Genomic DNA, 24800 nt, shown 5'->3' with positions numbered 1-24800 from the left:
TTTATTCAGCGGCCCAGGAATCGCGGCGTCCGCTTCTCGATCCATGCGGCCCGGCCTTCCCGGAGATCCTCCGAGCGGCGCACCTGCGTCGCCGTCTCCGCGATGGCCGTGAGATCTGCATCGCCCCGCGCGATGGCGTTCAGGGCAAGCTTCATGCCCTGCACCGCCAACGGGGCATTGGCCGACAGGGTGGCGGCCAGGGCGGCGACACGCGCGTCCAACTCCTCGGGCGGGACCAGCTCAGTCAGGAAGCCAATGCGGAGCAACTCCTCCGCCTGCAGCTTCTCCGCGGTCAGGAACAGGCGCTTCGCCGTGTTCAGCCCCAGCCGGCTGACATAACGCTGCAGCCCGCTGGGATAGTAGTGCAGCCCCAGCCGCGCCGCAGGCATGAACATGGCCATGCCGGTCACGCCGATGCGGAAGTCGCAGGCCAGCGCCAGGTCGGTGGAACCGCCATAGATGCCGCCATTGATTGCGCAGATGGTCGGCACGCGCAGGGCTTCCAGCAGGTCGGCCACGCGGCCAAAGGCGGAATCATCCTGCGGGCCGGAAGTGCCGATCTTCCCGATATGGAAGCCCGAGCTGAATGAGCGCCCGCTGGCCGCGATCACCGCGACGCGAACCGACGGTTCGGCCGCGATCCGCTCGAAGATGTCCTGCAGCGCCAGAAGGTCGTCGGGCTCGATGCGGTTGTGCACCTCCGGCCGGTTCAACCGGATCGTGGCGATGCCATCCGCCAGGGCAAGCGTCGGCTGTCCGGCCATGGCGCCGTGATCCAATTCGCGTCTCCTCATCGTCCCGCCCCGCGCGGTCCATTAGCCGAAACCATAGGCTTGCGAATCAGCAGTCAGAAAGCCCCCGCGGGGTCCGGGAGGCGCGCCAGCCCCCGCGGAGGCCCGGAGGGAGCGCCTCCGGCTTTCCTCAGACCGTCAGCGTTCCCGCCTTAGCCGCTGCGTAGCGCTCCGAGACCTTCTCCCAGTTCAGCACGTTCCACCACGCAGTCAGGTAGTCCGCCCGCCGGTTCTGGTACTTGAGGTAGTAGGCGTGCTCCCACACGTCGTTGCCGAACAGCACGCGCTGTCCCTCAAAGAGTGGCGTGTCCTGGTTCGGCCGGGTGGTGAGGGCGAGCTTGCCGTCTCGCGCCACGGTCACGAAGACCCAGCCGCTGCCGAAGCGCCCAGTTCCGGCGGCGTTGAAATCGGTTTTCAGCTTGTCGAAGCCGCCCAGGTCGCGGGTGATCGCCTCGGCCAGCTCTCCCGTGGGCGCGCCGCCGCGCCCACCCATCACCTGCCAGAACATGCTGTGATTGGCATGGCCGCCGCCATTGTTGCGGATGGTGGTGCGGATGGCCTCAGGCACCTGGTCCAGCTTCGCCAGCAGATCCTGCAGGGACATGGCGGCAAGCTGGCCATGGTCCTTCACCGCATTGTTCAGCGCGGTGACATAGGCTTGGTGGTGGCGGCCATGGTGGATCTCCATGGTCTGGGCGTCGATATGCGGCTCATTGGCCGAGGCGGCGTAAGGCAGCGGCGGCAGGCTGAAAGGCCCGGTGGGTGCCGCCGCCTGGGCCCGGACCTGGGCCGGGCGAAGGGTGGCGAGGGCGGCAAGGGCCGGCAGGCCGGCCAGCACGGCGCGGCGGGGAGCGAGGATCACGGCGTTGTTCTCCCAGGGAGGTGGGCGATGTGCCCAGCCGGGGTAAGCATGCACGAAGGCGACGGTTGCCCAAATGCCCGGTGGATTGCCTGACGGAACGTGGTCGCCGCTTCTCAGGCCGATCGGCCACGCGCCTCAGCCCCCGGCGACCACCACAGGCTCGCGCGAACGGAAAAGGACCGCCAGCGAGACCGCCGCCATGATGAGAAGCGGCCAGAGCCACGCCGCCATACGCGCGGCGCCCGAAAGCACCGATGATGGCAGCGTGCCGGCCCCGAGCATCACCGCCAAGGTGCTCTCCCCCATGGAGAGGGCGAAGGTGAGCGCCGCGCCCAGCAGCATGGCGGGTGCGAGGCGCGGCCGGAGGATGCGCCGGATGGCGAGCTTCGGCGGCACCCCGCAGGCGGCGGCGGCGCGGAACAGGGCGGAGTCGATCCGGCGGAGCGCTGCCCAGGTGATGGCCGCCACCAGCGGCGCCCCCAGCAACGCGTGCCACAAAACAGTGCCGGGGCGCCCGGCCCCGAAGCCCGTGCCCTCGGCCAGGAGGAGCAGCGCGGCGCCGGGAATGGCCGGCGGCAGCAGCAGGGGCAGCGCGATCAGCGCCACTGCCAGGGAGCGGCCGGGAAAGCGGACCTGCAGGCCGATCCCCGCGGCGGTGCCGAAAAGCGTCGCAGCCAGAGCCGCCGGCAGGGCGGTGAGCAGGCTGTCCCGCAAGGCCTCCGCCCCGCTCCCCGTCCCACCCATCGCGGCCAGGACGAGGAGCGGCAGGAGGAGCAACAGCAGCAGGAGCAGTGCGGCGAGGCGGCTCATGCCGTCCTCTGCCGGGCGAGCGGGAGCAGCAGGGCGGCCGCCACAAGGGCAGGCAGCAGGAGGCAGACGGCCAGGGCGCCGGCCGCACCCCACTCCCCGGCCCGTGCCGCCGCCGCCAGGATGCCGGCGGCGAGCGGCGAGCCCGGCGCCAGCAGTTCCGCCGCAACGAAGGTCCCGAGCGCCTGGGTGAAGACGAGGATGCAGCCCGCCGCCAAACCCCGCCGCGCCAGAGGCAGGCGGATGCGCCGGAACACCTGCCAGGGCGGCAGGCCGAGCGCCGCGGCGGCACGTGGCAGGCGCGGCCCGGCATGCCGAAGGGAAAGCGCCACCGGCAGCGCCATCAGCGGCAGCAGGCCGAGCGCCGCGGCCAGGAAGGCCGCCAGCGGTCCCACCTCCAGCAGTGGAGACCAGCCCACCGCCCGTGCCGCTTCCCCTGCCAGCAGGGGCAGCAGGGCCATGGCGGATAGCAGGGTGGCGCGGCGCGGCGAAGCCTCCGCGATCCACCGCGCCAGCGGCCAGGCGAGGATGAGGCAGGCGAACGTGGCCAGCACGGCCATTCCCAGACCGCGGGAGAGCGCCGCGCGGGCATGCGGGCCTTGGGTGGAATCCTCGAAGCCGCCCTTCGCCGTCTGGCGCAGCCCGATCGCGGCCAGCAGATGGAAGCTCGAGGCGGAGCCGGCGGCCCGGCGCAGCGCGGCCCAGTTCTCGGCCTCGCCCCAGGCAGGGTCGGCGACGAGGACGGCGGTGGCGCGAGTGGTCCGCGTCCCGGCGGCGCCTTCCGCGGTGGCGGGCAGTGCCTCCCCCAGCGCCGGCCGGTCGGCGGCCAGGCGTCGGGCGGCGCGGTCCATCGCATCGGCCCCGGCCGGCCCCGCCGCGCGCAGGGCGGCGAGATCGGCGGCCAGGGTTTCGAAGGCCATGTCGTCCGGCAGGCCCTGCCCGTCCCATTGGCGCAGCACGCGCAGGGTGCGCGGCAGGGCCGGGGCCACCTCCGTCTCCGCCACGGACCGCCAGAGCAGCTGCCCGACCGGCGCCACCGCGCCGGCCAGCACCAGCAACATCAGGGGCGTGGCCAGCAGGGCGGCCGTCACCGCGCCCAGCCGCAGCGGGTTGGACCTCAAGGCTTCGCCCATTCCAGGAAACGTTGCTCCAGCCGGTCCAGGTTGTCGTGCCAGAATGCGTCGTTGATGCGCAGCGCACCGCGGGCATTGTCCGGAGAAGTAGGCAGGTTCGCCAGCACCTCATCCGGCAGCCCGGCCTCGGCGCCCTCCACGGTCACGCCATAGGGGATGCGCGGTGGCAACCCCGCCTGGATGGGTGCCGTGCCCACGAAGCGCAGGAAGGCCAGCGCCCGCTCGCGGTTCGGGCTGCCGCGCAGGATGGCCCAGCTGTCCTGCGCCAGGAGCTGGCCCGACCAGACGATGCCGAGATCGGCGGAATCCTCGCGGTTCGCGGCGTCGATGCGGCCGTTATAGGCGACCGCCATCGTGACCTCACCGGCCGAGAGCATGCGCGGCGGCTCGCTGCCCTGGGTCCACCAGACCAGGGAGGGGCGGATCGCCTCCAGCCGACGGAAGGCGCGGTTCACCCCCTGTCTTGTGCCGAGGGTGGAATAGACCTTCTCCGGTGGCACCCCATCGGCGAGCAGCGCGATCTCCAGCGTCGTCTTCGCGCCCCGCCGCATGGCGCGGCGGCCGGGGAAGCGCCCGGTATCGAAGAAATCGGGCCAGCCCTCCGGTGCCACCCCGCCGCGCCGGTAGGCCAGCACGAAGCCATAGAGGATGTTGCCGATGCCGCAGGTGCTCAGCGTGCCGGGAAGGTAGCGCTCCGTGCCGCCCACCATCTCCGGGTTGATCCGCTCGAACAGCCCTTCGTCGCAGCCGAGCAGCAGCTCGTCACCCTCCACCTGCACGAGGTCCCAGCGGGCGGTGCGTTCGCGGTCGCGCAGGATGTCGATGCCGCCGTCCCAGGTCTCCTCCAGCAGGCGCTGGCCGGTGGCGCGCTGCCAGGGGCGGAACAGCACCTCCCGCTGCGCGTCCTGGTAGGAGCCGCCCCAGGAGACGACGGTGAGGTCCCTTGCCTGGGCATGGGCGCGCAACCCCGCAAGGGCGAGGGGAACAGCGGCCAGAAGCCTGCGCGTGATCCGGTGCGTCGGGGGCATGGGAGTCTCGCCCGTCCCGTTCCGTTATGCGGCCCAGCCTAGGACAGAACGGGGTGAACGGGCACCCGGGTCAAGCGGAATGGATGCGCGCGGCCGACAGATTCCACGCGACCGATGCTTCTCCGCCGATCGCCGGCATGGGCAGGCCGGGGAGGCGATGGGCCACCAGCTCCCCCCCCTGTCCGATCGAGAGGCGCAGGCGGACATGGTCGCCCGCGAAGGCCGCCTCCAGCAGCCGGGCCGGCACCGCATCCTCTCCCATCTCCGTGGCCGAAAGCGGCGCCACGGCCACCTGCTCGGGCCGGATCACCAGGGTGCAGCGCCGGCCCGGCAACGGTGATCCCTCGGGTCCGGTGACCGGCATGCCCAGCGCCTCGAGTCCGCAATCCAGGCGGACATGGCAGGTATCCTCCTCGATGGAGACCACCGTGCCCGTCAAGCGGTTGCAGGGGCCCGTCAGGGCAGCCACCAGCGGATCGGCGGGTGCCTCGTACAGGTCGCGCGGCGCTCCGGTCTGCCGCAGCCGCCCCCCTTCCAGCACTGCCACCCGGTCCGACAGGGTAAGAGCGAGAGCCGGGTCCCGCGTGGCATGCAGGACGGTGAGGGCCAGTTCCCCGTGGAGGCGATGGAGATCGGCGGCCAGGGCGGTGCGGTCCTCCCCGTCCAGGGCACGCAGCGGGTCGTCCAGCAGCACCAGGGCCGGGGCATGGACCAGCGCACGGGCGAAGGCGACGCGCATCTGCCGCGCGAGGGGCAGCGCCGACGGCCGGCTGCCACCGAGGGAGGGCGGGACGCCCCAGCGGTCCAGCATCGCGCTGGCGCGATCCTCGCGCTCCGGGCGCGCCACGCCCCGAGCCTCCAGCGGAAGGGTGACGTTGCCCAGCACCGTCAGATCGGGAAAGAGGTCCGGGGCGGAGGAAACCAGCCCGATGTCGCGCCGGTGGGGCGGCAGGCGCTCCAGCTTCTCGCCGGACAGCAGCAGCCGGCCGGCATCGGGCTGCAGGAAGCCCGCAACCAGATCGATCGCGACGCTCTTGCCCGCCCCGGCCGGGCCGAGGAGGGAGAGGAACTCCCCCCGCGCCACCTCCAGCTCCATCCAGGCGAGGGCCTGCGGGCCATCCCCGTGCCCGGATTTGCGCACCCCCTCCATCACCAGCAGCGGTGGCGCTCCGGCAGGGCGAGTGGGCATGGCGGCCGGGGTCGGGCGCGGCGTGGCGGTGCCAGCGAAGACGGTTCCCTCGGTTCCAAAACTCACCAGTTGCCGCACCATGGGGTCCTCCGCCGCGGAGGCATCGCGGTGCGGGCGCCCGGAGTCAACCGCCGCACGGCCCCCGCTTGCCGCGGCCTGGGCGGGAGGCTAGCCCGGGAGGCGAAGACAGAGGAGCGAAGCGGGCATGGATCAGATGGAACCGAGCGTCGTGGCAAGGATCGAGGGGCGCGCGGGGCTGATCCTGATGAACCGTCCACGCGCGCTGAACGCACTGGACCAGGGCATGATCGACGCGTTGGCCGAGGCTGCCGCGCGCTTCCGCGACGATCCCGCCATCGACCTCGTGGTGCTGGAAGGGGCCGGCGGCCGCGCCTTCTGCGCCGGCGGCGATGTGCGCGCCATCCGCACCGCCGCCCTGGCGCGGGACAGCGCGACGATCGAGCGCTTCTTCAGCAGCGAATACGCGTTGAACGGGATGATCGCCGCTTTTCCCAAGCCCTGGATCAGCCTGATCGACGGGGTGTGCATGGGAGGCGGGATCGGCGTCTCCGTCCATGGCAGCCACCTGGTGGTGACGGAGCATGCGATGCTGGCCATGCCGGAGACGGCCATCGCCCTCTTCCCCGATGTCGGCACCTCCCATGTGCTGCCGCGCCTGCCGGGCGCGAATGGCGCGATGGGCAAGTGGCTGGCCCTGACCGGCGCGCGGCTGCACGGGGCCGAGGCGGTGGAGGCCGGGCTGGCCACGCATCATGTCCCGCGCGAGATGCTGGCCGCGTTGCGCGATGCGCTGCTGGCGGGCGATGCCACCGTGGTGGAGCGCTTCGCCGCCGCGGTGCCGCCAGGCAGGATCGAGGCGGAGCGCGCGGCGGTGGAGCGCTGCTTCGCCCCGGACGACATTGCCTCCATCACCGCCCTGCTGACGGCCGAGGACAGCGACTGGGCCCGCGCCCAGCTGGCGGTGCTGCACCGCATGTCCCCCACCTCCATGGTCGTGACGCTGGAGCTGCTGCGGCGCGGCGCCACCATGGACCTGCCCGCCTGCCTGGAGATGGAGCTGGCCCTCACCCGGGCCGTGACGCATCACCCCGATTTCGCGGAGGGCGTGCGCGCGGTGCTGGTGGACAAGGACAACGCGCCGCAATGGAAGCCCGCGGCCGTGGGCGCCGTGGACCCGGCGGCGGTGAAGGCGATGTTCGCGGGGTGACGGATAATTGGGGGATACCCGGGGGCCGCCGGTCCCCGGCTGCTCAGGCCTGGCCCAGCAGCCCCTCGCGCATACCTTCGCTGCTCGCATCCGGGCCGATGAAGCTCGCGAGCATCGAGGTGCCCTGCCGGGCGCCAACGCGTGCCGGCGGCTCCCCGGCATAGGCGATCTCCGTGCGGTCGGGCAGGAAGAGCCAATCCTCGACCTGACCGGCCGGCAGGTCGCGCAGCCGCGCGCGGAAGGCGGGCGGCATCTCGCAGCCGCAGCCATCGCGGAAGCCGTCCTCCCAGCTGCTCACCATCCGGCTTTTCGAGACGCTGACCGCATAGCGTAGCCGCAGCAGCTTCACCCCGGGCGAGGCCAGGATGGCCGCGGCATCGTTGCTGCGCTGCTCCAGGTAGAGCCAGCCGCGGAGCACCTCAAAACCAAGGAAACGACGGCGGCCGGTGCCGTTCAGCACAAGGCGGCGGCCGGCGATGGTGAGCGCGGCGGGCGCCTCCTGCGCATCGGCGGCCCGCAGGGCGGGGACGGCCAGGGCGAGCGCGACCAGGGCGCGGCGGGTGGCGGTCCCTTTCGTCGCGCCGGCATGCCCGTGTCCGTCCTCCATGCGATCCTCCTCCATGCTCTGGCTTCCTGCATTATGATGGCGCTGTCCCCGCCTATGCCCAGGGGTTCGTGCCTCCGTTGAATATGTGCGGGACGGGTAGCTGGATTGCTTTTGGAGGCGGATGGGCCCTTGCCGCTGCGCGCGATCATCGAGGCGGATGTCTGGCGGATGCGGCTGCTGCGCACCGTCGGGGCGCTGGGCCTGCCCGATGCCTGGATCGGCGCCGGCTTCGTCCGGGACGCTGCCTGGGACCGGATGCATGGCCGCCCGCCCGCGCCCTGCGCCGGCGACGTCGATGTCGTGTGGTTCGGCGCCAGGGCGCCCTTGGCCGGGGAGGACCGTGCCATCGAGGCGCGGCTGCGGGAGGCCCTGTCCGGAGTGGACTGGTCCGTCACGAACCAGGCCCGCATGCATGGGCGCAACGGGGACCCGCCCTATCGCGACACCGCCGATGCCATGCGCCACTGGCCCGAGACGGCCACGGCGGTGGCGGCACGCTGGGACGGGAGGAGGGTGGCGGTGCTGGCGCCGCTGGGGCTGGAGGACCTGCTCGGCGGCGTGATCCGCCCGGGTCCGCGCTTCACCGGGGAGAAGCTCGGCATCGTGGAGAGCCGGATCGCCACGAAGGGATGGCTCGCGCGATGGCCGCTCCTGCGCCGGGCCAGGCCCCTCGCCGATCCGGCCCCAACAGATTTGCGGCCGCTTCGGCTTACTCCCGGCACTCTGTCCTAGTTGTCCGCAAACGGCATAACCCGCCTGAGCGTCCACTCCGGCCGGCGGCCAGGGACCGGCCAAGGATGCCGCGGAGCGTCGGCAGGAGTGGTAACTCCAGAATAGAACGAATTGGCTGGCCGTCCGGTGCACGCCAATGGCCGCGCCATTCCATGAACAACATAGTCACGCTACCGTGAGGAGCCCCCGGACCATCCGATGGCCCCTCCGGAGTTCTCCATGCATCGCCTGTCACTCCCTGTGCTTGGCGCCCTCGCGGCGCTGGGTACCGCTGGCTCGGCTCAAGCTCAGAGCCGCCTTGACTTCACTCTGGTGAACAGGACCGGCTACCAGATCAACGAAGTCTATGCCGGTCCGGTGAGTTCCTCATCCTGGGGCCGCGACATCATGGGTGAGGAAGTGCTGCCCCACGGCAGGTCGCTGAATATCCGGTTCAACCGGAGCGCCTCGACCTGCAACTGGGACCTGAAGGTCGTCTACGACGATGGCGACGAGACTGAATGGCGAAACGTTAACCTCTGCAGCATATCCCGCGTCACCCTTCACTGGGACCGGAGAGCGGGAACGACCCGCGCTGTGACCGAGTAGTTTCCGGCAACACCGCAGACCTCAACTTCACTCTCCGAGTCAAACCAAACGGCGGAGCGGCTCGTGCGGCTGCACGGCAGTCCTCGCACCCTCACGTCCAATGAAAGCGCCATGATGACCATGCTTCATATTCTTCGGATGGCTACGCTCGCCCTGGGCGTCGGCCTCAGCGGCGCAGCCATGGCCGCCTGCACGGACGAGCAGGCGATGGCCAAGATGACGGAACTCTCAAACCTCATGGGGCCGCTCATGTCGCGCAATCCTGCGCTCACGGAAACCATCGCTGGCGAGATGCAGGCGCTCCTGCTCCAGCCCACATCCGATGCGACCTGCGCGACTTACGACCGCCTGATCGCCCGGGCCCGCGCGGGTCGCTGAGGCGAGGCAGACGCACTGCGGTCGGTCCGCTCCGCCGCGGGCCGGCTCAGTTCCGCCGGCGGCGCTCCACCGCCTCGGCGCGGCGCATGTCCACGAACACGGCGTAGTCCTCATGCTTCGTGGGCACCCAGCCGATAGCGCTGCCGCGCTCCACCGCCTTGTGGATCTCGGGATGGGCGGCGGGCAAAGCGAGGTGGAAGTCCACCATGTCCTGCTTGAAGGAAGCCGGCAGGTCGGCACGCACGACGACGGGGCCATTCTGGATCGGGCGGGAGCGCCAGATGATCCGGATGTCGCGCATGTTCAGCAGCCCCTTCTCCACGGCCGCCGTCAGCACGCCGCGGGAGTAGCCCTTGCTTTCGTCACCCTGGCCCGAGGACCAGCAGACCCCCGCGTCATATTGCTTCTGCAGCACGGCGACGAGCGCCTGGTCATGCCCACCGGCGAAGCCGGTGCGGCCGAAGAAGGTCTCGGGCGCGATGCCCGCCGCGCGAAGCTCGGCGCGGGGGATGAGGTAGCCGGAGGCTGAGTTGGGATCGGACCAGGCCATGGCCTTGCCGCGCATCTCCTCCAGCCTCGTGATGCCGGAATCGGCGCGCACATACATCAGCGCGACATAACTCGTGCTGCCATCCGGCTCCTGAGTCACCAGGATCGGCTCCACGCCTCCATTCGTGTCCAGCCAGACGCCGGCATAGGCGGCAGGTGACATGTTGGCGATCTCCAGCTGCTTCGCGGCGAAGGCCTGCTGGACACCGGAATAGTCGCTGGCGAAGAACATGCGGGTGGGGATGCCGAAGGTGTCCTCGAACAGCTTGCGATAGGCGTCGTAGCGGCCGAGCCGGTCGCTCTCCGATTCGCCGCCCAGCACCCCGAGGCGGAGCTGCGGCACCTGCGCCGCCCAGTCGCGCCGGCCCGGCGCCGGCATCGGGCGCGCCGGCTGGCCCCTTCCCTGGATGCTTCCCTGAGTACTTCCCTGGGCACTTCCCTGGCCGCGTGCGGCCAGCGGCAGCAGGGCCCCGGCGGCGACCAGGTGGCGGCGGCGGATCATGGGCGGCTCCGGCATTCGGGATTCCGCGCCAGCCTGTCACGCGCCGCGGGCCACGGCCAAGGGGGCGCCCAGTTGCGCGCCCGGCGCCGCCCGATCACCTTGCCGCCATGGCAAGGCGTCAGGAAGGCGCGCCGGGGAAGGAAGCGCGGCACGCCGCCATCCTCCAGGCGCTGAACACGGACCCCACGGTGCGGATCAGCGCCCTGGCGGCGCGATTCGGCGTCTCGGGCGAGACGGTCCGGCGGGACATCGAGGAGCTTTCGGCCAAGGGCGCCGTGCGGCGCACCTATGGTGGGGCTTCCGTCACCCATGCCGGGGTGCAGCCGGACTTCACGGCCCGCGAGGCCATGGCCGGCGCAGAGCGCGCGCGCATCGGCGCCGCAGCCGCGGCGCTGGTGGAGCCAGGCGCGGTGCTGATGGTGGATGCCGGCAGCACCACCGCCCGCTTCGTCAGTGCCCTCACCCTGCGCGGGGTGCCCGCGACGCTGATCACCAACAGCCTCCCCGCCGTCTCCATTGCCGGGGAGACGCCGGCGCTGCGGGTGCTGGTGGCACCGGGCGAGTTCTATGCGGTCGAGCGCGCCCTCTATGGCGCGGAGACCCAGGCCTTCCTGCGCCGCTTCAGCGCGGATGTGGCGCTGATCGGCGCCTCCGGCCTCACTGTGGAGGGGCTGACCGATGCTGAGAGCCGCGCCGCCTGGGTGAAGCGTGCCATGCTGGAACGGGCGCCGCGGCGGATGCTGCTGCTCGATTCCGGCAAGTTCGGGCGCGGCTACCTGGAGCGCGTAGCGGAGCTGTCCGCCCTGACCGACCTGGTGACGGATGCCGCCCCGCCCGCTCCCCTGGCGGCCGCTTTGGAACGGGCCGGAGTGGCCATCCATATCGCGAAAGATGTTTGACCCTCCACATTGAGAGTGGCATCCTCCACATTAAGTGGAGGAACAAACTTGGCCCAGACTCCTACCCCGGAGCCCTTGAGCGCCGCGCCGCCCGCGCGCCTGGCCGCGCTGCGCTTCGTGCTCACGGACATCGATGACACGCTGACCGAGGAGGGCCGCCTGCCCGCCCTCGCCTATTCGGCAATGGAATCGCTGGCGGAAGCGGGACTGTCGGTGATCCCCGTGACGGGCCGCCCGGCTGGCTGGTGCGACGCCATCGCGCGGCAATGGCCAGTGGCCGCCGTGGTCGGGGAGAATGGCGCGCTGTGGTACGCTGAGGACCGCGTGGCGCGCCGCATGATCCGCTGGCAGGCGCAGGACGAGGCCACGCGGCTGGCCGGCCGCGCCCGGCTGATGGCCCTGGCCGATAAGGCCATGGCCGCCGTGCCGGGCACGCGCATCGCCTCCGACCAGCCCTTCCGCCTGTTCGATGCCGCCGTGGACTTCGCCGAGGATGCGGGCCCGCTGCCGCTGGAGGATGCCGCGCGCATCGCGGCGGTGTTCGAGGCAGGCGGAGCGCAGGCCAAGGTCTCCTCCATCCATGTGAACGCCTGGTTCGGCGACTGGGATAAGCGGGCCGGGATCGAATCCCTCTTCGCCACGCGCATCGCGCCGCTGGAGAGCGTGATCGGCCAGGTCGCCTTCCTGGGCGACAGTCCGAATGACGCGCCGCTCTTCGCCGCCATCCCCTTCTCTGTGGGAGTTGCCAATGTGCTGCCCCATCTGAGCAGGATTGCGGCCGCTCCCGCCTATGTCACGCAAGCGCCCGGCGGGCGCGGCTTCGCGGAATTCGCGGCGGCGCTTCTGGCCGCACGCGCCAACAACAACATGGAGGAGAACGCCGCATGAGGAACCTGCTTCTGGCCACGATCCCGGCTGGGATCCTGGGCCTGATCGCCCTGCCCGCCGCCGCCCAGACGCCCGCCCAGCCAACCGATGGCGCCTGCTTCCGTGGTGCGCTGGACGAGAGCTATTGCGACAACAACCATGACATGGTCGCGGATACGCCGGATGCGTCACGCCAGCGCGATCCCTCGACGCTTGTCTTCACCTACACCCCCGTCGAGGACCCGGCCCTCTACGCCAGCCAGTTCCGCCCCTTCGTCGATCACCTGACACGCTGCACCGGAAAGCGCACCGTGTACTTCCAGGTGACGAGCAATGCGGCGCAGGTCGAGGCCATGCGGTCCGGCCGCCTGCATGTCGCGGGCTTCTCCACCGGCCCCACCGCCTTCGCGGTGAACCTGGCGGGCGCCGTCCCCTTCGCCGTGAAGGGCGGGCCAGAGGGCTTCGAGAGCTACCGTGTGGTGATGCTGGTGCGTGCCGACAGCAACATCCAGACGCTGGCAGACCTCAAGGGCAAGCGCGTGGCGCATACTTCCGCCACCTCCAACTCTGGCAACCTCGCCCCGCGCGCCTTCTTCCCGGGACTGGGGCTGAAGCCGGACGAGGATTACCGCGTGCTCTATTCCGGCGGACATGACCGCAGCGTCATGGGCGTGAACGCGGGCGACTACGACGCGGCGCCGGTGGCCTCCGATGTCTATTCCCGCATGGTCGCGCGCGGACAGGTGAAGGCCGAGAACTTCCGCGTTCTCTGGCAGAGCGATCCCTTTCCCACCTCCTCCTTCGCCCTGGCGCATGACCTGAAGCCGGAGCTGCAAGAGAAGATCAAGCAGTGCTTCATGTCCTACCGCTTCCCCGAGGCGATGGCGCGCGACCTGGGCGGCAATGACCGCTTCTGGCCCGCGACCTATGCCGAGCAATGGGCCCCGGTGCGCGCCGTGGCCGATGCGGTGAACGCCCCCTACAACCGCGCAGCCTTCGATGCCGAGAGCCGGCGCGAGCTGGAGGCCGAGGCGCGCCGCAACGCCGCCCGCACGCAGACGCAGAGCGGCGGCGTGCATGCCGTTCCGCAGGCCGGTGGCACTGCGCCGGCGGCCAAGCCGTGAGCGCCGCGCTCGACATCCGCGGGCTCACCAAGGAGTACGTGGCCGGCAAGCCGGTGCTGCGGAACCTGGACCTGTCGATCGGCGCGGAGGGGATCACGGCCATCATCGGCCCCTCCGGCACCGGCAAGTCCACGCTGCTCCGTTGCATCAACCGGCTGGTCGAGCCCACCAAGGGCGAGATCCGGCTGACGGGTGCCGAGGGCAGCATCGATGTCGCGAAGCTGCGCGGGCGGGCCTTGCGGCTCGCCCGCCGGCGGATCGGCATGGTGTTCCAGGAGTACAACCTTGTGGAGCGTCTCTCCGTCATGGAGAACGTGCTCTGCGGGCGCCTCGGCTATGTACCGCTCTGGCGCGCCTGGCTGCGCAAGTATCCGGAGCAGGACATCGCCCGCGCCTTTGCGCTGCTCGACGCCGTGGGCCTGCCGGAACATGCCACGCGCCGGGCCGATGCACTTTCGGGCGGCCAGCGGCAGCGCGTGGGCATCGCCCGCGCCCTGATGCAGCGGCCGGACCTTCTGCTCGCGGATGAGCCGACCTCCTCGCTCGATCCCCGCACCTCGGTGGAGGTGCTGGAGATGCTGACCAGGCTGGCGGCGGCCGAAGGCGTGCCGGTCATCATCAACATCCACAATGTCGCTCTGGCGAAGCGCTACGCCAAGCGCATCGTCGGCATGTCCAACGGCGCCATCGTCTTCGACGGCCCGCCAGAGGATCTGGAAGACAGCCATCTGCGCCAGATCTACGGGGGCGAGGACTGGCTGTGAGCGACAGCACCCTTCCCGCCCCCGCGGAGCGCCGCGCGCCCTTCGCCCCCGATTGGGGCATGCGGATCTTCGGCGTGCTGCTCATCGCCTACCTCGTCTATGCGGCCTCGCAGCTCGATCTTGGACTCGGACGCTTCGTCAGCGGGCTGGGAGAAGGCGGACGCTTCCTCGCGCGCATGTTCCCGCCGAACTTCGAGCGCTGGGAGCTGCTGGTGGAAGGAATGCTCGAGAGCATCCAGATCGCGGTGCTCGCGACCTTCGCAGGCATCATCCTCTCTCTCCCGCTCGGGCTGATGGCCGCGCGCAACATCGCGCCATGGTGGATCTCCGGCCCGGTGCGCGCCCTCATCGCCGTGTGCCGCAGCCTGCACTATGTCATCGTCGCGATCCTGTTCGTGAAGGCGCTGGGCTTCGGCGCGCTGGCCGGCGTGGCCGCGCTGATCGTCGCCTCCATCGGCTTCGTGGCGAAGCTCTTCGCGGAGGCGGTGGAGGAGATCTCCATGAAGCAGGTAGAGGCCGTGCGCTCGACCGGCGCCTCCCCCATGGCGGTGCTGATCTATGCCGTATTGCCCCAGGTGGCCTCGCGCTTCGTCGGCTTCGGCCTCTACCAGCTCGACAGCAACCTGCGGAACTCGACCCTGGTCGGCGTCGTTGGCGCCGGCGGCATCGGCGGCACGCTCTTCGCGGCCTTCAAGCGTTTCGACTACGACTTCGTCTCGGCGATCCTGATCGCGATCATCGCCCTCATCCTCCTGGCCGAGCTCGTCTCCGGCCGCATCCGGGCGACCATGCGATGAGCGCGACCACGGGAGATACGCTGGCGCCGCTGCGCCGCGAATGGATCCGCCACACGCCGGCCGAGCGCCTGACGCGATGGGTGATGTTCCTCATCGTCACCGCCGCCGTGGTCTGGGCGGTGCGCACGATCGACATCATCCCCGAGTTCCTGGCCGATGCGCCGGAGCAAATGGGCGATCTGCTGCTGCGGATGTGGCCGCCGGACATCACCTATTACGGCACCACCGTCCATGGCGCGCTGATCGAAACGCTGCACATCGCGACGCTGGGAACCTTCTTCGGCTTCATCATGGCGATCCCGCTGGCGCTGCTGGCCGCTCGCAACATCTGCCGCTTCCCGGCGCTGAACGCGCTGGCGCAGGTGGGGCTGGTGGCCTCGCGCTCGGTGAATTCGCTGGTCTGGGCGCTGATCTTCGTGGCGGTCTTCGGACCGGGCGCGGCGGCCGGCGTGTTTGCCATCGCCTTCCGCTCCATCGGCTTCGTCGGCAAGCTGCTGGCCGAGGCGCTGGAGGAGATGAACGCCGGCCCGCGCGAGGCGCTGCGCGCCGCCGGCGCCCCCTGGGGCGCGGAGATGCTCAAGGCCGTATGGCCGCAGATCCGCCCGGCCTTCTGGGGCGTCGCACTGTTTCGCTGGGACATCAATGTGCGCGAGAGCGCCGTGCTGGGTCTGGTAGGCGCGGGCGGCATCGGGGTGGTGCTGGAGGATGCGATCAACTTCTTCCAATGGGACCAGGTGGCGACCATCCTCCTTGCGATCCTGGCCGTCGTGCTGATCGCCGAAATCGTCGTGACCCGCGTGCGGGCAAGGCTTCTCTGATGAACATCAATACTCCTGACAGCGTCGATCTCCTCGTCATCGGCGGCGGCGTGAATGGCTGCGGCATCGCGCGCGACGCCGTGGGCCGAGGCCTGTCGGTGATGCTGGTGGAACGGCGCGACATCGCCGAGGCGACCTCCTCCTCCTCCTCCAAGCTCATCCATGGCGGTCTGCGCTACCTGGAGCAGTACGAGTTCCGCCTCGTGCGGGAGGCGCTGGCGGAGCGCGAAGTGCTGCTCGGCATCGCTCCGCATATCGTCTGGCCAATGCGCTTCGTCCTGCCGCACCGGCCGGAGATGCGGCCGCGCTGGATGATCCGCGCGGGCCTGTTCCTGTACGACCATCTGGCGAAGCGGAAGTCGCTGCCGGCCAGCGAGTCCCTCGACCTCGCGCATCTGCCGCAGGGCGAGCCGCTGAAGCAGCCGGAATTCGCGCGCGGCTTCGCCTATTCGGATTGCTGGGTGGAGGACAGCCGCCTCGTCCTGCTGAACGCGCGGGATGCCGCCGACCGCGGCGCGACCGTGCTGACGCGGACCGAGTTCGTGAAGGCCTCCCGCGCTGCCGATGCCTGGACTGTCACGCTCCGCGGCGCCGACGGCACCGAGCGGGTGGTGCGCGCCCGCGCCATCGCCAATGCCGCCGGCCCTTGGGTGATCTCCACGCAGGATGCGACCGGGACGAAGCTGCAGGGTAATGTCCGGCTGGTGCGCGGCAGCCACATCGTGGTGCCCGCCCTGCACAAGGGCGAGCAGGCCTACATCCTCCAGAATGACGACCGCCGCGTGATCTTCGTCATTCCCTATGAGCAGGAATTCTCGCTCATCGGCACCACCGACGTGCCGCACGACCCTGCGCAGGGCCGCCCGCACTGCACGCCAGAGGAAGCCGCCTATCTCTGCCAGGCCGTCTCCCGCCAGTTCCGCAGGCCCGTCACGCCAGACGACGTCGTCTGGACCTATTCCGGCGTCCGCCCGCTGCATGATGACGGGGCCGACAATCCCTCCTCCGTCACCCGTGACTACACGCTGAAGTTGGACACGCAGGGCGCGCCGCTGCTCTCCGTGCTGGGCGGCAAGATCACCACCTATCGCCGCCTGGCGGAGGATGCCGCGGAGCAGATCACCCGCGCCCTTGACCGCCCGGGCGCCGCCTGGACTGCCCGCGCCGCCCTTCCCGGCGGCGATCTCGGCGGGCTCTCGCGCGCCGCCTTCACCGAGAGCATGGCCCGCGCCCATCCCTGGCTGCCCCGCCCCCTGCTGGACCGGCTGATCCGCACACATGGCAGCGAGTTGGAGCGGGTGATCGACGGGGCCACCTCCGTTGCCGCGATGGGCGGCGACCTGGGCGGTGGCATCACCGCGCGGGAGCTGGACTGGATGCGAGCCCGCGAATGGGTGGCGGAGCCGGATGACGTACTGTGGCGCCGCACCAAGCGCGGGCTGCACATGACCCCGGCCGAGCGCGAGGCCTTCGCGTCACGCTTCGCGGAGATGGCGCCGGCGGGCTAGGCAGGAGCATCCGGGGCACGGCATCAAGCGCGCATGGCCCAGACGCCCCTCCTATGCCGCCGCATCCTTCCGGCCCTGTTCTCCGCTTTGGTGCCGCTGGCCGCCCATGCGCAGGAGAATGCAGCCACCCTCACCCTCGCGCGCGAATACGTGGCACTGCATCGCGGCACGCTGCCGGACCTGCAGCAGCTCTCCACCGCCGCGATCGGCGGAGGCGACGATGCCGAGGGCCTGCGGCTGGAAGCGGCCCTGCGGGCGGAACTGGAGACGACCGAACCCCGCTACCGGGAGGCCGTGGCCCAGATCCTGGCCTCTGGCCTCGACGCGACGGCGCTGCGGCGCGCCCTGGCCGATGGTTCAATCCGCGCCGTGATCACGGCGAGCCCGAATGCCAGGCGCCTGAGCTCCGACCTGAACCGGCTCACCGTGGAGACGGTCGCCACGGTGAGCGAACGGGTGCTGCAACGAGAGGATGATACAGGGAAGGGACGGAACAGGCGCTGAGGCGCGGCTCGTTCGGGCCTGCTGCGAGAGTGGCTCCGCAGGCGCTGTCTCCGGGGCCACAAGCACAACAGCCAAAATTGCCTTAAGCGCTCCGCGCCAGCAGTCCTCGTGCCAGCATCTCGAACTCCGCCACGCTCAGCGTCTCCGCCCGGCGCGTCGGCTCGATACCGGCGCCCGCCAGCAGCCGCTCCGCGTCGCCGAGCGACTTCAGCGAGCCCCGCAGCATCTTGCGCCGCTGCCCGAAGGCCGCGGCCGTCACCTTCTCCATGGCGCGGGCGAGCGCCGGCTCCGGCTGCTCTGCATGCGGCACCAGATGCACGATCGAGGACCACACCTTGGGCGGCGGGCTGAAGGCGCCGGGTGGCAGGCGCAGGACCAGATGCGCGTCGCAACGCCACTGCGCGGCCACCGCAAGCCGGCCGTAGCCCTCCGTGTCCGGGGCGGCCACGATGCGCTCGGCCACCTCCTGCTGGAACATCAGCGTCAGGCTCTCATAGGCGCCGGCATTCGCCAGCCAGCCGATCAGCAGCGGCGAACCGACGTTATAGGGCAGGTTTGCCACGATCCGGCGCGGCTCCGGCATCATGTCCACCGGGTCCACCCGCAAGGCGTCGGCCTCGGTAACGGACAGGCGGCCGGGATAAGCCTCCGCCAGCTCCGCCAAGGCAGCCACCGCACGGGAATCCAGTTCCACCGCATGGACATGGCCAGCGCCCTGGGCCAGCAGCGCGCGCGTCAGCCCACCGGGGCCGGGGCCGACCTCCAGCACATGCCGGCCCGTCAGATCGCCGGCCAGCCGGGCGATCCGCCCGCAAAGCGCCTCATCCAGCAGGAAGTGCTGGCCTAGCGACTTGCGCGCGGCCAGCCCGTGCCGCTGGACCGTCTCGGAAAGGCTGGGAAGGGCGGCGGGCGGGTTCACGCCCCTGCTCCGCCCCTCAGCCCCGCATCTCGATCGTGGCGCGGCGGCGCAGATCGCGACTCTGCTGACGGGAAAGGTTCTCCGCCCGGTCACGCAGAAGCTGCTGCTTCGCCTGCTCCGGCGTAAAAGTAGCCAGGTTCTTCGTCTCGCGGGTGCAGACGGCGATCACCAGAATCCCCTCCCCCGTGACGATCGGCTGGCTCGCCCGGCCCGGCGTCAGCCCCGCCACCAGCTGTCGCAGCTGCGGCGGCGCCAGGGTCTCCAGCCGCACCTCGCCACCCGGATCGGACGGGCGCGGCGAATTGGCCGCCCGCGCGGCAGCCTCCACTGCGTCACAGCCGCCACGTATCGCCTGGGCGCGGGCGAGCTGCTGGCGCTGTTGCTCCGTCGGATTCTGCGGGTCCAACGGTGAGGAGAAGGGCAGAAAGGCCTGGCGCAGCGTGATCATGGTGGCGTTCTCACGCCCCGTCTCGCGCTTCTGGCGGAGGGTGACGATCTGGAAGCCACCCGGCACCTCGATGGCGTTCGAGATGGCGCCCGGCGGCATGCGTTGGACGACGGCCGCCACCTCAGGATCCAGCTGCTCCATGCTCACCCACCCCATGTCGCCGCCCTGCAGCGCCGTCTGGCTCTGGCTGAACTGGGTCGCCGCGATGGGGAAGGGCAGGCCCTGGCGCAGGCGGCCGATCACGTCATCCACGAAGCGCTTCGTATCGGCGGCGGAGGAAGGGTCCTCCACCGGCACGAAGATTTCGGAGACGAGGAATTCCGGCTGACCGACGCGGGCGGCATGGGCCGCCACCGCCTCCCGGATCTGGCCCTCTGAGGGCTCCGCATTCGGGCCCAGCATCGCGCGGATAAAGCGGGACCAGCCGATCTGGGCGCGAAGCTGGTCGTAGAGCACGCGCGGCTCCACCCCGGCGCTCCGCAGCTGGGCGCGGAGGCCGCCGGTGGGCAGGCCGTTGCGGCGCTCGATGTCATTGATGGCCTCGGCCACCTCGTCATCGCCCACCGGGATGCGGCGACGCTGGATCTCCTGGAGGCGCAGCCGCTCCTCGATCAGCTGGCGCAGGATCTGCGGGCGGATGCGGGTCAGCAGGTCGCCGGCCGGTTGCAGGCCGATATTCAGGGCAAAGAGCCGGGCGCGGGATCGCACCTCGTTCTCCGTCACCACATCGCCATTCACCACGGCCACGATGCGGTTGAGGTTCTCCTGCGACTGGCCGCCCGCCTGGGCCCGCGGCGGGGCTTGGCGGCCGGCCGGCTGGGCCAGGGCAGCGCCCGAGCCGAACAAGGGCGGCACGGCGACCAGGGGGGGCAGCGCCAGGGCGAGGCCGAGGAGGGCCGGGAGCGCCGGGCGGAGATGGGGGAGGCATCGCATGCGCGGGTTCCTAGACCATGCGGCGGGCGGATTGAAGCGACCCGATGGAAGGGCCCCCGCGGGACAGAACGGGAAGCGGCTCAAAGCGCCCGCAGCGAGAAGTCGCCTACCGTCTTCAGGGCGATCCGGAAGAGGACGGTGGTGCCACCCGGATAGGGTTCGCGGGTGGACGGGTTCTCGGCGAAGGAACGATAGAAGCGGCTCTCGAGGATGAGGCACTCATCCTCATAGGTCGCGCTCGCACCCACCGAGACGCCGCGCCTGTCCTCAAGGTCGTAGCGGCCGAACACCCCGCCGCGCCAGTGGGTGGTGATGCGGCTGGTCACGCCGCCATAGATCTCACGGGTGAAGCGCGGCGTTGTCTGCAAGGGCTGGGGGATCTGGTAGACATAGCCCAGGTTCACCCGCGTACCCTCCAGCCCCACCGGTGCGAGGCCGAAGCCGGCGGAGGTGTCGATCAGGCGGCGGTCCAGCGTGTCGCCATCCAGGCGGGTGCGGGCCGTCACGTCGAACCAGTTCGTCGGCGCCAACGTGACCCGGCCCACCCAGTCGGAGGCGCGGTGCTCAAGGCCGGACCGCTCGGGGAATATTGCTTCGTTGGAGGCACGGAAGGACCGCCCGACGATCCCGTCGAGGGAGCCGCCATTGGGGAAGTACCAGGCGGCTCGCATCGCCGCATCCACCCGCGTGCCGCCCTCCTGGCGGTCGCGCCCGTTGAAGCGGTTCAGGGCGAAGAGATTCGCGTCGGTGAACTCGAAGTCGAGGCTGTCCTCGTTCGGGATGTCCCGCTGCGCCCCGGTGTTCGGGCCTGTGACCAGCTGGACTCGCGGCTCGATCAGCTGCTGCCCCAGGCTGCCGGCCGAGCGCACCAGCGGCAGCCGCCAGTCGAGTGCCACGCGGATATTGCCGTTGGCCGTGGTCGTGGTGCCAAGCCCGGTGACGTTGTTGGGCGGCTGGTCCATGTCACTCGCATTGTAGCCGAGCGCATCGGCCTGGGCGCGAAAGGTCCATTGGCCGCCCATCGAATCGAAGCGGGGCAGTTCATAGCTCAGGCGCGTGCCCGCGCGGCGGGTCTTGGTTCCCTCGCTGCGATAGACGTTGAACGCCGTCGCATCGCCCGTCAGCGTGCCGCCGAGCGAATCCCGGCCCAGCACGGTCTCGTAATACAGATTGGGCAGGACGAAGGGGATGCGGGCCGTGACGTCCTGCTCCCGCAGGCTCTGGAAGGCCAGGGCGCTGATGCGGGCATAGGAGTCGTAGCCCCAGAAGCCCTCGGTGAAGACCGAGCTGGCCAGGATCGAGGTGGCCGGCTGGCGGTAGGCGCGGAGATAGGTCTCGCTGCTCGCGCGGTTGATGCTGAAGCCGGCCTGCCAGTTCTCGTCGATGCTGAAGAGGCCGCGGGCGAAGATATGGCCTCCCAGGCCCTTCTCGTCGCTCGATTCCTTTCCGGTGAGCTGCCCGATCGAACCCTCGATGTTCATCTGGCCAAAATTGAAGCGCTGCCGGTAGTTGAAGAAGGCGCTGGGCGGCGCCTTGCTCGCGATCACCGGGGTGATGGTGACGTCGCTCTGGTCGTTGATCGCCCAGTAATAGGGAATCTGGGCGAAGGCCCCGAGATAGCGCGTCTGGCCGAAGGACGGCGTCAGGAAGCCCGAGGAGCGCGGAGTCGAGGGATCCGGCATCGACAGATAGGGCGTATAGAAGGCCGGTATGCCGCCGAACTGCAAGGTCGCGTCGCGGAAGCGGATGCGACGTGATTCCCCGTCCTGGGTCGCAAGGCGGGAGCGCAGCTGCCAGAGCGGCGGCGCCGTGGGGTCCTCCTCGCAGAGGTCGCAGGATGAGTAGACGACGCGAGCAAGGTCCGAGACCACCGCCCCGCTCTCGGTCGTGCGGCGCCGGGCGCCATTGGCCGCCAGGCGCCCGTTCTGCGCAAGCAACCCGCGCATCCCGTTCACCACGGCGTCCCGCATGCCGCCCATCAACTCGGCGCGGTCGGCGAACAGCACCTGCCCATCGGGCTCCAGCAGCTGGACATTGCCCTCGGCGATGGCGATGCCGGTGTCGCGGTCATAGGTGAAGCGGTCCGCGCGCAGGATGCGCTCGTTCTGCCAGGCCTCAACCGCCCCGGTCGCGGTCACCCGGTTTTCGTTCTGGTCGTACTCCACCTCATTCGCGGTGAAGGTAACCGGGGCGTTGCGGTCGGCATTGCTTGCGCCGCCCAGCCCACCCAGCGGGCCGGATCGGGGAGCGGTGGTGCCGTCCGCCGCCGGCGCCCCGCCAAGGCCGGGGGAGGCGCCCCGCCCCATCTCGTCGGGGCGGACATTGTTGAGGAATCCGCCCTGCGCCGCGGCGGGCACAGGCGCGGCCACGGGGCCGGCCAGCGCCGCAATGAAGGTCGCGCCGCCGAGCAGCCGTGCCCGAAGGCCGACGGGCCCCGGCACGGAACGGGGGGCGGACCGATGGGCGGGGCGCTTCCGGTCGCTCGCGTCTCTCATCCGTCCTCCAGGTGAAGCAGTAGTGCGACGGCGCACATCAGCCCGGCCGCGGCCGGCGCCCAGGCGGCCAGGACCACGGGCAGCGTGCCCGTCTCGCCAAACTCGCCGGTCACCCGGTCGAGCAGGAACAGGGCGAAGCCCGCCGCCACGCCGGCGCCCAGCATTGGGGCGACGCCGCCCTTGCGGGTCTCGCGCATCGAGAAGCCGGCGGAGAGCAGGGCCATGGCGACCGCCAGCATGGGCAGGGCCAGCAGGGAATGGAAGTGCAGCCGATGCCGCACCGCCGAGAAGCCCGAATTCTCCAGGACGGTGATGAAGTCCGGCAACGCCCAGAAGGAGAGGGTGTCGGGGCTGGCGAAGCTGTCCTCGATCCGGCCCGGCGTCAGCTCGGTCGGGAAGCGGACCGAATGGATGGCGCTGGCTTGGCGGTCCTGGCCGAAGGCCACCGCGTCATCCAGCAGCCAGGCGCCGTTCGACAGGGTGGCGCGGGGCGCTTCGACGCGCCCCAGGAAGCGGTCCGTGCTCGAGATGCGCCAGAGCGACACTTCCTCCAGCCCGAAGCTGCCATCCCGGCGGGAGGAGGGGCGGCCGGAGAGGATCGCGACCCCCTGCGGGTCCAGCTCCCGGTCCGCCTGGCGCAGCCAGAGCCGGCCGCCGGCCAGGGTGGTGATGCCAGAGGCGTTGCGCAGCACGGCCGCGTCCAACCGCTCCGCCCGCGCCAGCATGGCGGAGGAGAGCGGCGAGACGCCCGCGGTGGCGATGCAGCCGAACAGGGTCGCCACCAGCACCGGGCCGAGCAGGAAGCCCCAGGCCGAGATGCCAGCCGAGCGCGCCACCACCAGTTCGGACGAGCGGGCGAGGCGCCAGAAGGCGAGGATGCCGCCCAGCAGGATGGCGAAGGGCAGCACCTGCAGTGCCACGAAGGGCACGCGCAGCCCCGCGATGGTGGCCACGATGCCGAAGCCGGCCTCCCGGGTTGCGGCTCGGCGCAGCAGCTCGATGAAGTCGAACAGCGCGACGAGGCCGGTGAGGGCGGCGAGCATCACCAGGCACATCGTGGCGAAGCGGCGCGCGACATAGGCGCCGAAGGTCAGCGGAAAGGTCACCCGGCAGCGACCCGCCGCGGCAGGGTGGCCCTGCGCGCCGTCCCCCGGCCGGGTCCCTGATCGGGGACGGGCGGGACGCGGCGCGGCCAGCCGGGGGCGCCCGAGAGCACCCAGGCCGCGATCACGGCCGGGCCGACCGCATGCAGCCAGATCAGCGGGATGAAGCGGTTGTCCCGCGCGGCCAGGTTACCCACGGCAAGACCGATTGCGAGCAGCGTGACGACCGAGCCAATGGCGAGCAGGGCGGTCAGGCCGCCACCATGCCGCCGGAAGCCGCTGCCCAGGGCCGCCGCCAGCCCAACCAGTGCAAACGAAAAGGCGGTCAGTGGCGAGGCGAGGCGGCCGTGACCCTCCGCGCGAAACTTGCGGATGTCGCGCTCGGGCAGGCCCTCGGCCGGGTCCGGGTTCAGCAGCTCGCCCACGAAGCGCTCGCGGCTGTCGCGGTTGCGCGCGTCCTCGGTGCGGTTGGTGCGGGCCAGGTCCACGGTGTTCTCGCCGAAGGCCAGGACGGTCAGCCGGGGAACGGGCGGTGTCCCCGGCGGGGAATTCGGGGGCACGCTGCGCTCCACCTGCTGCCGCTGCCCGTTCAGCAGGGTCACACGCGGGCCGTTGGGGCCCGACTGGATCACGCCGCGCTCGGCCAGGATGGTCACAGGGGCGCCGGCCTCGCGCTGATCATGGATAAGGATGCCACGCAACGTGCCGTCCGGCTCTCGGATACGGGCATAGACGGTCAGGTCGTTGCTGACGCTACTGAACACGCCCTCCTGCAGGAGGATGGCGGCCATCTGGTTGCGGATCTCGAACTGCCATTCGCGGAAGGCGGCATGGGAGATGGGCACCAGCCAGAGCTGCAGCACCAAGCCGATCGCAGTGGCGAGCGCGGCCACCAGCATCGCCGGCCGCGCCAGCCGCCAGTCCGACAGCCCCGCCGCGCGCATCACCACCAGTTCCCGGTCCGACGAGAGGCGGACATAGGCGAAGAGCGTCACCACGAAGGTGGTGATCGGCAGGATGACGGCGAAGAAGGAGGGCAGAAGCAGCCCCGTCAGCTCCAGGAAAACGCTGAAGGGCAGGCCGCGATCCAGCACCAGCTCAATGAAGCGGAGCGACTGGGTAAGCCAGATCAGCGCCGCCAGACCAATGGTCACGGCGAGCAGGCTGAGGGCGATCTGCCTCGAGATATAACGCGTGACGCGGCTCATGGGGGGCGCAACCTATCCG

General features: G+C 70.7%; 25 protein-coding genes. 12 read left to right on the top strand and 13 right to left on the bottom strand.

The window, feature by feature from the left end:
• Positions 1–5 precede the first annotated feature (5 nt).
• From GSE44_RS08225 to GSE44_RS08200, 6 genes are all read right to left on the bottom strand, one after another.
• A complete protein-coding gene (locus GSE44_RS08225; RefSeq protein ID WP_159348307.1) occupies positions 6–764 on the bottom strand; it encodes an enoyl-CoA hydratase/isomerase family protein in 759 nt (252 codons plus the stop codon).
• A gap of 157 nt (positions 765–921) precedes the next feature.
• On the bottom strand, positions 922–1653 hold the full coding sequence (locus GSE44_RS08220; RefSeq protein WP_159348306.1) for a superoxide dismutase: 732 nt from the start codon (positions 1651–1653) through the stop codon (positions 922–924).
• A gap of 135 nt (positions 1654–1788) precedes the next feature.
• On the bottom strand, positions 1789–2463 hold the full coding sequence (locus tag GSE44_RS08215) for an ABC transporter permease subunit (protein ID WP_159348305.1): 675 nt from the start codon (positions 2461–2463) through the stop codon (positions 1789–1791).
• Positions 2460–3581 carry an ABC transporter permease subunit gene (locus tag GSE44_RS08210; RefSeq protein ID WP_159348304.1) on the bottom strand — a complete coding sequence of 374 codons (1122 nt, stop codon included), beginning with the start codon at positions 3579–3581 and terminating at the stop codon, positions 2460–2462. Before GSE44_RS08210 ends, GSE44_RS08215 begins: the two co-directional genes overlap by 4 nt.
• Complete coding sequence (locus GSE44_RS08205) at positions 3578–4621, bottom strand: ABC transporter substrate-binding protein (RefSeq protein ID WP_159348303.1); 1044 nt, start codon at positions 4619–4621, stop codon at positions 3578–3580. Before GSE44_RS08205 ends, GSE44_RS08210 begins: the two co-directional genes overlap by 4 nt.
• 70 nt (positions 4622–4691) lie before the next feature.
• Positions 4692–5891: an ABC transporter ATP-binding protein gene (locus tag GSE44_RS08200; RefSeq protein ID WP_235924630.1), complete on the bottom strand. Its 1200-nt coding sequence runs from the start codon at positions 5889–5891 to the stop codon at positions 4692–4694.
• Positions 5892–6015: 124 nt separating this feature from the next.
• Here GSE44_RS08200 and GSE44_RS08195 point away from each other — a divergent pair, with 124 nt between their 5' ends.
• Positions 6016–7038: an enoyl-CoA hydratase/isomerase family protein gene (locus GSE44_RS08195; RefSeq protein ID WP_159348302.1), complete on the top strand. Its 1023-nt coding sequence runs from the start codon at positions 6016–6018 to the stop codon at positions 7036–7038.
• A 43-nt stretch (positions 7039–7081) separates the two neighbouring features.
• Here GSE44_RS08195 and GSE44_RS08190 read toward each other — a convergent pair whose 3' ends face one another.
• On the bottom strand, positions 7082–7660 hold the full coding sequence (locus tag GSE44_RS08190) for a chalcone isomerase family protein (RefSeq protein ID WP_159348301.1): 579 nt from the start codon (positions 7658–7660) through the stop codon (positions 7082–7084).
• 114 nt (positions 7661–7774) lie between these two features.
• On the opposite strand from GSE44_RS08190, the gene GSE44_RS08185 reads away from it, so the two are divergent.
• The 3 genes from GSE44_RS08185 to GSE44_RS08175 all read left to right on the top strand — a co-directional run bounded on the left by GSE44_RS08185 (position 7775) and on the right by GSE44_RS08175 (position 9343).
• The gene (locus GSE44_RS08185; RefSeq protein ID WP_235924629.1) at positions 7775–8377 is read left to right on the top strand and encodes a nucleotidyltransferase family protein; all 603 of its coding nucleotides are present in this window, start codon (positions 7775–7777) and stop codon (positions 8375–8377) included.
• Between the two features lie 219 nt (positions 8378–8596).
• Complete coding sequence (locus GSE44_RS08180; protein WP_159348300.1) at positions 8597–8965, top strand: hypothetical protein; 369 nt, start codon at positions 8597–8599, stop codon at positions 8963–8965.
• 63 nt (positions 8966–9028) lie between these two features.
• Positions 9029–9343: a hypothetical protein gene (locus tag GSE44_RS08175; protein WP_159348299.1), complete on the top strand. Its 315-nt coding sequence runs from the start codon at positions 9029–9031 to the stop codon at positions 9341–9343.
• 46 nt (positions 9344–9389) lie between these two features.
• On the opposite strand, the gene phnD (GSE44_RS08170) is transcribed toward GSE44_RS08175, so the two are convergent.
• Positions 9390–10409 carry a phosphate/phosphite/phosphonate ABC transporter substrate-binding protein gene (gene phnD, locus GSE44_RS08170; protein WP_159348298.1) on the bottom strand — a complete coding sequence of 340 codons (1020 nt, stop codon included), beginning with the start codon at positions 10407–10409 and terminating at the stop codon, positions 9390–9392.
• 92 nt (positions 10410–10501) lie between these two features.
• Here phnD (GSE44_RS08170) and GSE44_RS08165 point away from each other — a divergent pair, with 92 nt between their 5' ends.
• From GSE44_RS08165 to GSE44_RS08130, 8 genes are read left to right on the top strand one after another with little or no spacing between them, the layout of a single operon-like run.
• Positions 10502–11293 carry a DeoR/GlpR family DNA-binding transcription regulator gene (locus tag GSE44_RS08165; protein WP_159348297.1) on the top strand — a complete coding sequence of 264 codons (792 nt, stop codon included), beginning with the start codon at positions 10502–10504 and terminating at the stop codon, positions 11291–11293.
• A gap of 48 nt (positions 11294–11341) precedes the next feature.
• Entirely contained in the window at positions 11342–12181 is an 840-nt protein-coding gene (locus GSE44_RS08160; protein ID WP_159348296.1) for an HAD-IIB family hydrolase, read from the top strand.
• Complete coding sequence (gene phnD / locus GSE44_RS08155) at positions 12178–13284, top strand: phosphate/phosphite/phosphonate ABC transporter substrate-binding protein (RefSeq protein WP_159348295.1); 1107 nt, start codon at positions 12178–12180, stop codon at positions 13282–13284. The genes GSE44_RS08160 and phnD (GSE44_RS08155) overlap by 4 nt, the downstream gene beginning before the upstream one ends.
• Positions 13281–14048: a phosphonate ABC transporter ATP-binding protein gene (phnC, locus tag GSE44_RS08150; RefSeq protein WP_159348294.1), complete on the top strand. Its 768-nt coding sequence runs from the start codon at positions 13281–13283 to the stop codon at positions 14046–14048. Before phnD (GSE44_RS08155) ends, phnC begins: the two co-directional genes overlap by 4 nt.
• Positions 14045–14845 carry a phosphonate ABC transporter, permease protein PhnE gene (gene phnE / locus GSE44_RS08145; RefSeq protein ID WP_235924628.1) on the top strand — a complete coding sequence of 267 codons (801 nt, stop codon included), beginning with the start codon at positions 14045–14047 and terminating at the stop codon, positions 14843–14845. The genes phnC and phnE (GSE44_RS08145) overlap by 4 nt, the downstream gene beginning before the upstream one ends.
• The gene (gene phnE / locus GSE44_RS08140) at positions 14842–15663 is read left to right on the top strand and encodes a phosphonate ABC transporter, permease protein PhnE (protein ID WP_159348293.1); all 822 of its coding nucleotides are present in this window, start codon (positions 14842–14844) and stop codon (positions 15661–15663) included. The genes phnE (GSE44_RS08145) and phnE (GSE44_RS08140) overlap by 4 nt, the downstream gene beginning before the upstream one ends.
• Positions 15663–17171: a glycerol-3-phosphate dehydrogenase gene (gene glpD, locus GSE44_RS08135; RefSeq protein ID WP_159348292.1), complete on the top strand. Its 1509-nt coding sequence runs from the start codon at positions 15663–15665 to the stop codon at positions 17169–17171. Before phnE (GSE44_RS08140) ends, glpD begins: the two co-directional genes overlap by 1 nt.
• 33 nt (positions 17172–17204) lie before the next feature.
• Positions 17205–17675, top strand: coding sequence for a hypothetical protein (locus tag GSE44_RS08130; protein ID WP_159348291.1), 471 nt, complete (start codon positions 17205–17207; stop codon positions 17673–17675).
• A gap of 82 nt (positions 17676–17757) precedes the next feature.
• On the opposite strand, the gene rsmA is transcribed toward GSE44_RS08130, so the two are convergent.
• The 5 genes from rsmA to lptF all read right to left on the bottom strand — a co-directional run bounded on the left by rsmA (position 17758) and on the right by lptF (position 24781).
• Positions 17758–18594 carry a 16S rRNA (adenine(1518)-N(6)/adenine(1519)-N(6))-dimethyltransferase RsmA gene (rsmA, locus tag GSE44_RS08125; RefSeq protein WP_159348290.1) on the bottom strand — a complete coding sequence of 279 codons (837 nt, stop codon included), beginning with the start codon at positions 18592–18594 and terminating at the stop codon, positions 17758–17760.
• Between the two features lie 16 nt (positions 18595–18610).
• A complete protein-coding gene (locus GSE44_RS08120) occupies positions 18611–19975 on the bottom strand; it encodes a peptidylprolyl isomerase (RefSeq protein WP_159348289.1) in 1365 nt (454 codons plus the stop codon).
• Positions 19976–20055: 80 nt separating this feature from the next.
• On the bottom strand, positions 20056–22470 hold the full coding sequence (locus GSE44_RS08115) for an LPS-assembly protein LptD (protein WP_235924627.1): 2415 nt from the start codon (positions 22468–22470) through the stop codon (positions 20056–20058).
• On the bottom strand, positions 22467–23576 hold the full coding sequence (gene lptG / locus GSE44_RS08110) for an LPS export ABC transporter permease LptG (protein ID WP_159348288.1): 1110 nt from the start codon (positions 23574–23576) through the stop codon (positions 22467–22469). The genes GSE44_RS08115 and lptG overlap by 4 nt, the downstream gene beginning before the upstream one ends.
• The gene (lptF, locus tag GSE44_RS08105; RefSeq protein WP_159348287.1) at positions 23573–24781 is read right to left on the bottom strand and encodes an LPS export ABC transporter permease LptF; all 1209 of its coding nucleotides are present in this window, start codon (positions 24779–24781) and stop codon (positions 23573–23575) included. The genes lptG and lptF overlap by 4 nt, the downstream gene beginning before the upstream one ends.
• Positions 24782–24800 lie beyond the last annotated feature (19 nt).

Origin of the sequence: Muricoccus harenae (assembly GCF_009848505.1) — a bacterium.
Taxonomy (GTDB): Bacteria; Pseudomonadota; Alphaproteobacteria; order Acetobacterales; family Acetobacteraceae; genus Roseomonas; species Roseomonas harenae.
The sequence above is the reverse complement of the archived record's forward strand: the minus strand, read 5'-3'. Positions and strand labels throughout refer to the sequence as shown.